10 protein-coding genes and 1 pseudogene are annotated in these 11,186 nt (G+C 47.9%); 7 read left to right on the top strand and 4 right to left on the bottom strand.

Annotation, left to right across the window (positions count from 1 at the left end):
* Positions 1 to 21: 21 nt before the first annotated feature.
* Positions 22 to 324, top strand: a pseudogene (locus tag ACLR2L_RS14985) (NADAR family protein); the annotation flags it as partial.
* Positions 325 to 485: 161 nt separating this feature from the next.
* Positions 486 to 1,181, top strand: coding sequence for a hypothetical protein (locus ACLR2L_RS14980; protein WP_413369183.1), 696 nt, complete (start codon positions 486 to 488; stop codon positions 1,179 to 1,181).
* A 157-nt stretch (positions 1,182 to 1,338) separates the two neighbouring features.
* On the opposite strand, the gene ACLR2L_RS14975 is transcribed toward ACLR2L_RS14980, so the two are convergent.
* A complete protein-coding gene (locus ACLR2L_RS14975; protein WP_413369181.1) occupies positions 1,339 to 2,064 on the bottom strand; it encodes an HAD family hydrolase in 726 nt (241 codons plus the stop codon).
* Positions 2,065 to 2,329: 265 nt separating this feature from the next.
* Between ACLR2L_RS14975 and nhaC the strand changes: the two genes are divergently transcribed.
* Positions 2,330 to 3,727, top strand: a complete 1,398-nt coding sequence (nhaC, locus tag ACLR2L_RS14970) for a Na+/H+ antiporter NhaC (protein WP_413369179.1) — start codon at positions 2,330 to 2,332, stop codon at positions 3,725 to 3,727.
* Positions 3,728 to 3,758: 31 nt separating this feature from the next.
* Positions 3,759 to 4,676, top strand: a complete 918-nt coding sequence (locus tag ACLR2L_RS14965) for an aminotransferase class IV (RefSeq protein ID WP_413369177.1) — start codon at positions 3,759 to 3,761, stop codon at positions 4,674 to 4,676.
* 8 nt (positions 4,677 to 4,684) lie between these two features.
* On the opposite strand, the gene ACLR2L_RS14960 is transcribed toward ACLR2L_RS14965, so the two are convergent.
* Positions 4,685 to 5,611, bottom strand: a complete 927-nt coding sequence (locus ACLR2L_RS14960) for a LysR substrate-binding domain-containing protein (protein WP_413369175.1) — start codon at positions 5,609 to 5,611, stop codon at positions 4,685 to 4,687.
* Between the two features lie 149 nt (positions 5,612 to 5,760).
* On the opposite strand from ACLR2L_RS14960, the gene ACLR2L_RS14955 reads away from it, so the two are divergent.
* From ACLR2L_RS14955 to ACLR2L_RS14945, 3 genes are read left to right on the top strand one after another with little or no spacing between them, the layout of a single operon-like run.
* Positions 5,761 to 6,222, top strand: a complete 462-nt coding sequence (locus ACLR2L_RS14955) for a DoxX family protein (protein WP_413369173.1) — start codon at positions 5,761 to 5,763, stop codon at positions 6,220 to 6,222.
* A 21-nt stretch (positions 6,223 to 6,243) separates the two neighbouring features.
* Complete coding sequence (locus ACLR2L_RS14950; protein WP_413369171.1) at positions 6,244 to 7,194, top strand: glutathione S-transferase family protein; 951 nt, start codon at positions 6,244 to 6,246, stop codon at positions 7,192 to 7,194.
* The gene (locus ACLR2L_RS14945) at positions 7,191 to 7,988 is read left to right on the top strand and encodes a DODA-type extradiol aromatic ring-opening family dioxygenase (protein ID WP_413369169.1); all 798 of its coding nucleotides are present in this window, start codon (positions 7,191 to 7,193) and stop codon (positions 7,986 to 7,988) included. The genes ACLR2L_RS14950 and ACLR2L_RS14945 overlap by 4 nt, the downstream gene beginning before the upstream one ends.
* Positions 7,989 to 8,012: 24 nt before the next feature.
* Here ACLR2L_RS14945 and ACLR2L_RS14940 read toward each other — a convergent pair whose 3' ends face one another.
* Positions 8,013 to 8,996 carry a phosphotransferase gene (locus tag ACLR2L_RS14940; RefSeq protein ID WP_413369167.1) on the bottom strand — a complete coding sequence of 328 codons (984 nt, stop codon included), beginning with the start codon at positions 8,994 to 8,996 and terminating at the stop codon, positions 8,013 to 8,015.
* 49 nt (positions 8,997 to 9,045) lie between these two features.
* Positions 9,046 to 11,186: ribonuclease E/G (locus tag ACLR2L_RS14935; RefSeq protein WP_413369165.1), on the bottom strand; the 2,141-nt coding region annotated here is incomplete at its 5' end.

The following is an 11,186-nucleotide window of genomic DNA, read 5'->3' as shown; positions in this document are numbered from 1 at the left end:
TGAGCCAAAACGCTAAAAAAGCCGCATCACGCTGAGAAAGCTGCTGCTATGCCAACGGGTGAAAAGGCTTATGAATACGGCAAAGTCTGGTATCGCGCAAAAATCAATGACTACCCATCTACTGCGCCCATATTAATGAAACGAGCACTGTACACAAAAGTGCAAATGTATGAGGAAGTGCGCGAAGCTCTGCTTGCTACCGAAGATAGGCTTATTGTTGAAACGTCACAATATGACTATTTCTGGGGAATTGGACGCGACCAGCGAGGGTTGAATCACATCGGCAAAGCCTGGATGGATATTCGCGATAAATTGCGCTCTTAGGTTGATTTGCCGGTTTTCAGTGTCAGCTTTTCTTACGCTGGCAAAAATCCCACTAGTTAGAAATACTTCAAGTTCATGATTCAGAAGTGTTTTATTTTTTGGCATGGAATGTGTATTCCAATATCAAACAAAAAATAGTCATTCTTTTGGAGTAGTAGGAAATGAGATTATTTAAGACATTAGCAACAGTAGCTACATTCGCTTTATTTACTCACACTGCATCGGCTGCATTAATTTCCGCAGACTCTTACGACGCATATAACGTAAGACTGAGTGGTAATGGAGGGTGGGCACATACCTACAATGGTACAATTTCCTCTAATGGCAGCACTTACAATTACACAAATGGCAGTGGTACATTGAATGATGGCCTGGTAGGTACTGGTTCGAATGATACCCAATTGTTTCAGGTAGCAGATAATTCTTCAATTGACTTACTATTTGATTCATTATTTTCGTTTAGCGAACTGTCACTGTATAGCTATGGCCCAACGACAAATGGTATTCCTGGTAGTATTTCTGGTGTAAATGTAACCATTAATGGTATCACTGCGTTTATCAGCAGCCAGGGTTTTGGTCCATCTAATGCGGGTAGCTCAAATAATGGTCGTGACCACTCTCACGAATTAATTGACTTATCGAATACTGCGCTGTTCGGTTTAGTGTCTAACAAAGTTACGTTGTCAGGCTTCGTGACAGAAGGAAATTACCCCCAGTTTTACGCAATTTCTGAAGTCACTTTGGATGCTACTGCGTCATCGTCTAATGTTTCTACTGTAAGCGAACCTTCGGCAATGGCATTAATGTTGTTAAGCGTACTTACGCTGGTAAGACTTCGTAAAAACACAAGTAAATAATATTTGTTGGTAAATTGGATAGAAAGCCAGAAAGCTGATTGTGTTAAACAGCTTCTGGCTTTTTTGTATGTAACTCTAAATGAGCAATTGGCATGGGCTAATTGCACATACTTGCCCCAAATAGTCCACTTCGCATTTATGCCGATGCAAAGATTTTTCAATCTGCAGTTAGTTTATAATGTTGTAAATGGGTGTAATAACTCATCGCCTCCTGAAGTAACGGCTTCAAACTGTCAGGTACGTCAGGAAGAGGGCCTTCTGGTCCTGCAAAGCCGGTGCTTGTCCATACTTCTGGGTACCAGTGTGGTGCCCAGGCGCCATCGGATTTGTGGCCTCCGGCTGGCCAGCTCAGCATGGCAGGATCCCATTCAATACCAAGTGAATGACAAAGTAACTCCAGATAAGCCGCTGGATTCGAACGGATGTCGCCGGAGTCAATCACCAGCGGGCGTTCATTGAACTGGCGGGTTAATGAGTCAAACAACTCAGTTTGCTCTTTAATGCCAATATCACTGAGCACTGGAATACCGTTTTTCTTGGTATAACTGCAGATCACCCGTGCAGGGTGACGAATTAAAAAGACGTGCTTTACTGCATTCATCCAGTCATCAGGAAAACTTGCCAGCATGTGTTGTGGCATGTGTTTTTGGTAGAACAATGCTTTATTTTCCGGAATAGGGCCTGCACATCGTTCAGCGACTTTTAAAGGATCGGTTTCTTCCCGGGCAAATATACATTCCAGCATAGGGTCTGGCCTGCCGCCGATTTTGAGAAACGGGGCGTAAAAAGGTTCATCCCATACCGCGCAATCAGCCCTGGCGCCAAAGGCGTACATCATAGCAGTTGATAGATTTCTGGGACCTGACCACATTGCAATTCGCATTGCCCTTCCTTGTGTTGTAAATAAAACTGGCGGGATAGTGCAATAACATACGGAACAAGCCAATCTACTGCAACGCATTTTCAGTTCACTTTCATCTATTGCACTACTTTGTGGCACGATGTGATGTTGCGATGCTTTAATTGTCCAAAAACGTACATTAAATTAGGTGTTTAGTGCGAATTTTCCTGCCACGATTCTTGCATAATGCCACAGATGATTCACAGGCTAAGGGTATGTCTGTAATGCGTGAAAAAGCGGAGATTCAGTGACAACCAGGTTATCAGCTTCAAATAAAGCATTAGGTTGGGCGTTGCTGCCAATCATTCTCACTGGGGCAGCATTGATGTACGTCCTGTTTGTGCTCAAAGGCGGTCCGCATATACCTCTACTATTGGGCTGCGCTATCACTGCACTGATTGGCGTGTTTCGCGGTATCCGTTGGCAGGAAATTCAATCTGCGATGATCACAAACATCGCTGAAAGCTTACCAGCGCTGGGCATTTTTATGCTAGTAGGGATGACCATCAGTAGTTGGATCGCCGCGGGCACCGTGCCATTTCTCACCGTGCAGGGCATAACCATGATCTCCCCTGACTGGTTTTTACCTGCCACCTGTTTGCTATGTGCGGTGGTATCGGTGTTTACCGGTACGTCCTGGGGCACCGTCGGCACAATAGGATTAGCATTGATGGGCATGGCTGAGGTATTGGGCGTTTCCGTGGCATTGTGCGCGGGCGCTATCGTGTCTGGTGCCTGGTTTGGCGACAAAATGTCGCCTCTCTCAGATACCACCAACTTTACTGCCGCCATCGCCAGGGTAGATTTGTATAAGCATATTCGCAATATGATCCCCAGTACGTTACCTGCAATGTGTGTGTCTCTGGTGGCTTATTACTGGCTTGGTCCAGATACAAGCACAAGCACATTTACCGCCAGCTCACTCAATTTATTGTCGGCCAGTATTGGTCAGCATTTTGACTTGTCATGGTGGGTATTACTACCGCCGTGCGTCATTGGGATAACGATATATTTTCGACTGCCAGCGATTCCAGGCATATTTTTCGGCGTTGTTGCTGCTTGTCTTGTGGCGGTTTGGGGGCAGGGTGTGGCACCTGAATCGCTGGTGCAACTGCTGATGAACGGATTTCAGAGTCAAACCGGGCAACCAGGTTTAGATGCTTTGCTGTCTAAAGGCGGGCTGATGTCGATGATGTGGGTGATATCACTGATTATTCTTGCGATGGCACTGGGCGGAGCGTTGCAAGCAACGGGAAGTCTTGAAACGTTACTTTTGGCGCTGCTGAAAGTCGCAAGCACGCGGTTTCGCCTGGTGTTGGTTACCTTGCTCGCAGCGTTGGGATTTAACTTTGCCAGTAACGCCTTTATCGCTTATACCTTACCGGGCAGGATGTTATTACCTGCTTATCAGCAACGCGGATTATCGGGCGCGAATCTATCGCGCTTGCTGGAAGACGGCGCTACCATGAGTGCGCCGCTTATTCCCTGGAATTCAGGTGGTGTGTTTGTGGCAGGTACATTAGGCGTCCCTACGCTATTATATGCTCCATTCGCATTTGCCAATTGGCTGGCCCCGCTACTTGACTTGTTATGGGCAGCGTTAAACTGGTTTATGCCAACCAGTGCGGTAAAGCAGGTAAGATGACTTAGTAGTAACGCATTTTTGAGGAAGCAGCATGCAGGAACACAAGGCGGGTGGTGCCCACGCGTCGATTGACGATGAACGCAACCAACATATCAAAATTTATGTGAATGGCGATTTGGTGCCTAAACACGAAGCAAAAGTGTCGGTTTACGACAGCGGTTTTATGTTGGGCGACGGTGTTTGGGAAGGTTTGCGATTACACAACGGTAAGTTCGCTTTTATTGACGACCATTTAGATCGGCTGTTTGCGGGTGCCAAAGCGCTGGATATGGACATTGGTAAAACGCGTCAGCAACTCGTTGAGGCCTTGTATACTACGGTTGAAGCAAACGGCATGACCGATGGAGTGCATGCGCGACTAATGGTTACCCGCGGTCCGAAGAAAACACCTTATCAGGATCCGCGTCTCAGTTTGTGGGGGCCAACGATAGTGATCATTGCGGAGTATAAATCGCAGGATTTAGCGCCGGTAGAAAAGGGCATCAAGCTATTTACTGTGCATGTTCGAAGGGGGCATCCGGACGTACAGGATCCGCGTTTAAATTCACACAGCAAAATTAATTGTATTACCGCCATGATCCAATCATACAAAGCCGGTGCAGATGAAGCGCTCATGCTGGATCCCCACGGATTTGTGAGTACGTGTAATTCCACCAATTTTTTCATTGTAAGAAAAGGCGAGGTATGGACCTCAACTGGCGACTACGCGATGAAAGGGATTACCCGCCAAAAAACCATTGATGTGTGCCGCAAACAGGGTATTCCGGTATACGAAAAAAACTTTTCACTGGTTGATGTATACAGTGCTGATGAAGCCTTTGTTACCGGCACGTTCGGTGCGCAAACGCCGGTTATCGACGTAGATGGCCGCACTATTGGTGAAGGCGTGCCGGGTGCTATGGTTAAGCGCATTCGCCAGCTTTACCACGACATGGTCGAACACGGTTAGCGAAACGGTTAACGCATAACGGGGGCAGGCAGGCCATCGTCCCAGTAAGGTGTATCACCAAAATACTGGCTGGCAAAGTCGATAAATGCGCGTACTTTGCTGGCGAGTAGCTGTCGATGCGCATATACCGCATACAGGTTGATCGGTGCGGGCTCGAGCTCCGGTAAAACAACAGCCAGGTCACCCGATTTTAGTGCCTCATAACAAATGAAGGTGGGTTGCAGCACTATACCTTGTCCAAGAATGGCAACCTGACTCAATAAACCGCCATGATTGCAGCTCAATCCGCCCAGCTGGTTGTGAGTGGTCTCTGAAAGATACTGGTGAGGCAGTGGTCCGTTATCAGCATCCAGATAGCTGTAGCGCAAGTAATTATGGGTTTTTAACGCTTCCAGACTGTCAGGTGTACCACACTTAGATAAATAGGTGGGTGAGGCACACATTACCATACGGATTGCTGTGAGACGTTTGGCAATTAACGACGAATTGCGCAAGGTGCCAATGCGCAGCGCAATATCAAAGCCTTCTTCCACTATGTCTACCTTGCGGTCGTTTAATTGTAAATCAATATCAACAGCCGGGTATTGTTGCTGAAACGCGTAAATGAGTGGCGCCAGATGCAGGGTGGCAAACGCCACCGGGGCACTGATGCGCAGTAATCCACTGGCATGGGTTTGCATCTCGCCCAACTGATTTTCCATTTCGTCAATATCGTCGAGTACCTGTGACGCTCTTACTAAATAACGCTCACCGGCTTCAGTTAAATGTACTTTGCGAGTGGTACGATTGAACAACCGGGTATTGAGATGGGTTTCCAGTTGAGAGACGTATTTGCTTATGAGTTGCGGACTTTTTTCCAGTCTGTCGGCTGCGCTTGCGAAAGCGCCTGATTTTGCCACTGCCACAAAAGCGCGCATTGCTTCAATTCTATCCATATTGCCATGCTAATTATCAATGAAATGTTGATAGTTAGTCTATTTTAACGGGGTTAATCAATCAATAGGGAGTGAGTATAGTGAACACACTGATGATGCGAAGGGAATTCACCACTCGCTACTACCACTAAATTGAATGAGGAAAAATCATGAACACTAAATTACTTACTTCTCTGTTTGAATCCGATGCTGGTTGGTCTGCATTGATCCTGCGAGCGCCGGTTGGCATCGTTTTGGCGGCACATGGTGCACAAAAATTGTTCGCCTGGTTTGGCGGCTATGGACTGGAAGGTACCGGTCAATATATGGAAAGCATCGGTTTAGCCCCTGGCTTTTTAATGGCCTTGTTAGCCGGAAGCGCAGAGTTTTTTGGTGGCCTGGCGTTAGTGCTGGGACTACTAACACGGCCGGCTGCACTGGTGAGCGCCTTTACTATGCTGATTGCAATTTTTACTGCTCACATTAGTAATGGCCTTTTCCTGTCGAATGGCGGTTATGAATACGCACTGGCTTTGTTTGCTGCAACACTGTCGCTGGTATTCAGCGGTGCAGGTCGGTGGTCGTTGGATGGTTTAGTTGCCCGGAAATTTGCGGCCGTCAGTGCGCAGTAGTTCGTACAAAAGGAGGCAGGCATGTTAGTCAATGGAAAATGGGATGCCGATTGGCATCCCGTTCAAAATAAAGATGAGCAGGGCCGGTTTATCCGACAAACCTCATCCTTTCGCAATTGGATAACGCCCGACGGTACACCGGGCCCCACCGGTAAAGGCGGGTTTAAGGCCGAGCCTGGACGTTATCACCTTTATGCGGCGTTAATCTGTCCTTGGGCAAGCCGGGTTTTAGCGGTGTTAGCCCTGAAAGGATTAACCCGCTACATCAGTGTGACGATTGTCAATCCGCAACTGAGTGAACAGGGGTGGCAATTCGGTGGGTATGAGGGGGCTGAGCCAGACCCAATGTTACACGCAACCTATTTGCATGAGATCTACAGCAAGGCGGATACTGGTTTCACCGGACGTGCCACGGTTCCTGTGTTGTGGGATAAACAACAACAAACCATAGTGAACAATGAATCGGCTGATATTGTTCGAATGCTGAATACCGCTTTTTCCGGGTACACGCAGCATGGACCCAACTTGTATCCTGCGCATTTAGCAAAAGATATCGATCAGTGGAATGATGTTATTTACGCCCGTTTGAACAATGGCGTGTATCAGGCAGGGTTTGCATCGTCACAACAGGCGTACAATGAAGCCTTTGACAACGTATTTTCTATGCTTGAGCAATTGGAAAGCGCGCTCGATGACGGACGCAAGTACCTGTTAGGTGATCAACTTACCGAAACCGATATTCGGCTATTTGTCACCCTGGTGCGTTTTGATGCCGCTTACTACAGCTTGTTTAAGTGCAATAAAAAGCAGATACGGGATTATCAATATCTGCATCGGTATATGCTTCGAATCATGCAGTTGGACGGGATGGCTGAATCAGTAAGCATCGATCACATCAAAGCCGGGTATTATTCTATTAAAGCGCTGAATCCATCGGGTATTATCCCCAAAGGGCCGGAGTTAAGTTTATGAGTTCCTCACATCAAATTGTGTTTATTTCCCATGGCGGTGGTCCGCTGCCGTTGTTAAATGATCCTGCTCATGCCGCGCTGATTAAACAACTTGTTCATTTACCCAAGCGATTGCGTAAACCTAAAGCCATTATAGTGGTGAGTGCGCATTGGGAGGCGCAAGACATTCGGGTAACCAGCGCGGTAAAGCCTGAATTGGTTTACGACTATTATGGCTTTCCCCCTGAAAGTTATAATATTACTTATCCTTGCGCGGGTGCGCCAGATTTAGCTGAGAGTATTGTTAATGCGCTAATTAAAGCTGGCATTCAGGCGGGTAAAGAATCTAAACGTGGGCTTGATCATGGTGTATTTGTGCCGCTGAAACTCATGTACCCCAACGCGGACATTCCGGTTGTTCAGGTGTCGTTGTCAGCATCACTTGATCCAGAACTGCATCTTAAAATAGGTGAGGCATTGTCGAACCTACCTGATGAAGACTTGCTCATTATTGGTTCGGGGTTTTCGTTCCATAACATGCGGGCATTTTTCTCGCCGTCAACGGAACAAAGTGATGGGCTAAATTACGCTTTTGAACAATGGCTGAAAAGCACCTTGTCTGCCGCTAACGACTATTCGCATATCCGGGAACAACTGAATGACTGGCAACATGCTCCTGGTGCGCGCTTTTGTCATCCACGAGAAGAGCATTTACTGCCACTGTTGGTCTGCGCCGGTGCAGCGGGACGGGGCACTGATGACTACGAAGAAATCACGGTGTTGAATAAACGCGCTGGTTTCTTTGGGTGGCTTTAAGGTTGTTCAGCTTGTTAGAGCTTGTTAGAGCTTGTTTAGGGCTATTCGGGTGTGATGGTGAAGTGCCCGGTTTATTTTGGCATGGGATGGACTCCATCCGCTCAAAAAGCGGTGAAAGTCGGCGCTGGCAATGTCGTACAAGTCGCGCCAGTGCCGGCATACATTGGCAGCGAACTGTGTGTCGAATCGTTTCACCAGCCGCTCAGCCAATGTTTCAAAATAGCTATCCAGCAAAGACTCTGTTTGCGTTAGCAATTGGCTTTCAGTAAGGGCGCTGCCCAGAAAATAGGTGACATCCTGCACGCCCGTGCCGCCGCCTACATATTGAAAATCCACCGCAGCTACGTGGTGTAAATCTTCACTGAAACAAAAGTTCGCTAGTTTGGCGTCGCCATGGATAAGGGTTTGATACGGGCAATTGCGAAGCGCATTGTCCAGTTTTGATGCCGAACTTTTTAACGGCCCACTTTCCATGTTTTGCCACTCATCCTGGCGGGTTCCCAGGTGCCAGTAACTGCCTCTTTCCCATAATTCATCGGGAGCAGTATTGATGTATTCTGCATGAAATGCAGCCAGCCAACGTAACACCGGCTCACATTGCTGCGGTGTCAGTTGATCAGGGCGGGCAGGATATCCTTCAAAGTCTAAGTCGGATAATACCAGACACTGGCTGTCTGTGAGTTGTTGCTGAGCAATCAAACGTGGAAGCGCACAATGTTTTGGCTTTGCATATTTTTGGTAAAATTCACGTTCAACAGCATAGGAGTGCCACTTACGTTGCTGACTAACCTGACTATTCCAACCTCTGGGGTGTTTGAAGTCTGCTGGCTGGCAAATCCATTTAACTATAAAAGGGGTTTGATGTGCAGGTGAGAAGCAACGAACCAATTTGCCAAAGTTACTCCACAATGGCTGTACAAGGGTAAATTGCTCAAGCGCAGAATCCTGAGTTACCGAATATAGCCAATCCATAATGTGGTTAGGGAGTAAAGCGTGTTGCGTCTTCATGATATTGCGGGTAATAAAAAAGGCGGCTTATCGGCCGCCTTTGTGATGCTTACAATGTTGCAGGCCGCGTAGTTGGAGCCGACGCAGAGTTGGTCGCGCTGGCTATCGTGGCCGACCTACCTGAAATAATCAGGGCAGGACGCTGACCATCCTGTTTGGCTGTTAACGCAATGTCTACAATCGGATCATTCACTACTGGTGGATTAGCCATTGGGTGAGACACGCTGAATTTACCCAGGCTACTTGCCATCTGAACAACCGATACCGTTTTTACTGCTTTAGCAGGCTTAGCTTCAACAGCTGGTGCTTGCTCTGCAACTGTTTCCACAGGCGCTGCTGCTTCTGGTATAGCTTCTTCGGTTACCGGTATTCCGGCTTCCGCTTCAACTTCAACTTGCGCTGTTTCAGCAACCGGAACGTCGTTTTCAACATCGGATTCAGTCGCATTCAACTGAACATCCGCGTTCACGCTGTCCGCAGCTTCGCTTGCTTCAATAGCTTCCGGGGCTTCGGCAATCTGTGTTGATTCAGGCACAACCTCTTCTACAGGCGTTGGAGTAGCTTCTTCGACTGGTGTTGCGGTTTCTTCAACCACCGGTGCCGCTTCGGCCTCCAGGTTAATCTCTACCTGCTTGGGCTCTGCCGATGGGTTTTCTGCTAGCTCGCTAGTGCTTTCAGGCATATCGAACTGCAACTCGTCCTGTTGAACTGGCTGAGCTGCGTCGTCTTCTGCTTCAGGCTGCTTTTCTTTCTTACGACGCTGTCCTGCTGCACGAGCATGACGAGGCGAACGACGACTGCGGCTGCGTGAACCTTTTTCTGCTTTCGCATTGTCGTCATCTGAATCGGTTTGCTCTGCGTTGTCTGCATCGCTAACAACTGGCATTGACTCTGCATCTGAATCTGTTGCTACTGTTTGATTTACAACAGGCGCGTCAGACTGAGTTTGTGTTGTAACCTCAGCAATGTCAGATTCTGTTGTATCAACTACTGCAGCAGCCTTCTCAGCTTTTGCAACGTCTGCCTTTTTCGTTTCAACCGGCACAGTTTGAGCATTGTCAGTTTTCTTATCGTCAGCCTGATTAGCCTTGGCTCTTACGCTGCCTTTCATGTTACGGCGCTGACGACGCTCTCTGACTACTCTCTTCTCGGTAGTCTGCTCCTCAGTCACTTCAGTCGCTACCACTTCGGTGCTTTCTACCTGAGTAGTGTCTTGAGCTCTATCAGACTGCGGTTTACGTGAACGGTTTCTGCCACGATTATTATTGCGGTCCTGACGTGGCTTGTTGCCCGAAGATTCGTTTGACGCTTCTTTTTCTGGCGCGTCAGTTGAACGCTCACTGCTATCCTTGCGACGATTCTTATTATTGTTGCGAGGATTACGGCGATTATCGCTCTGGCGTTTGCGGTTGTTCTGCCCGCCATTGCGGTTAGGCTTTGGCTCTTCTTTCGGCGCTTCTTCTTCACTGCTGAACAGCTTGCTTAACCAGTTGCCTAAGGCGGCGAACAAGCCAGGCTTCTGCTCAACTTTGGTTTCCTGAACAACGGGCTGAACAATAGGAGCCTGAGTTGGCGCGATAAAGCCCTGTAATGCTGGCTCTTCACGCTTAACAGGAACCACAGAGCGCGGATTATCGTCGTCTGAATCCAGTTCAGCCAGCTTAATGTTGTAGCTGGCATCTGTGATCACATCATCAGTACGGTGGCGTACAATTTGATAATGCGGCGTTTCAAAATTCGGGTTTGGAATGATTAGCAAGCTAACGCCGTGGCGCTTTTCAATACTTTGAATCGCTTTGCGTTTTTCATTTAACAAATAAGTAGCAACCGGAACAGGTAATTGCGCTTCGATTTGACCTGTATTGTCTTTGATGCTCTCTTCTTCAAGAATTCGAAGAATCGACAACGCCAGCGATTCAGTACCACGGATAGTGCCGAGACCAGAACAGCGGGGACATACGTGATGAGTAGACTCACCCAGTGACGGACGCAGACGCTGTCGGGACATTTCAAGCAAACCAAAGCGCGAAATGCGACCAAGTTGTATACGAGCTCGGTCAGGGCGCACGGCTTCTTTAATGCGGTTTTCTACTTCGCGCTGGTGACGTACTGGTGTCATATCGATAAAGTCGATAACCACCAGACCACCCAGGTCGCGCAAACGCAACTGTCTAGCAATTTCGTCGGCAG

The sequence above is a fragment of the Alteromonas sp. AMM-1 genome, from assembly GCF_047290655.1.
In the GTDB taxonomy this organism is placed as follows: domain Bacteria; phylum Pseudomonadota; class Gammaproteobacteria; order Enterobacterales; family Alteromonadaceae; genus Alteromonas; species Alteromonas mangrovi.
Note: the sequence above shows the minus strand (reverse complement) of the source record. Positions and strands in the feature narration are given on the sequence as shown.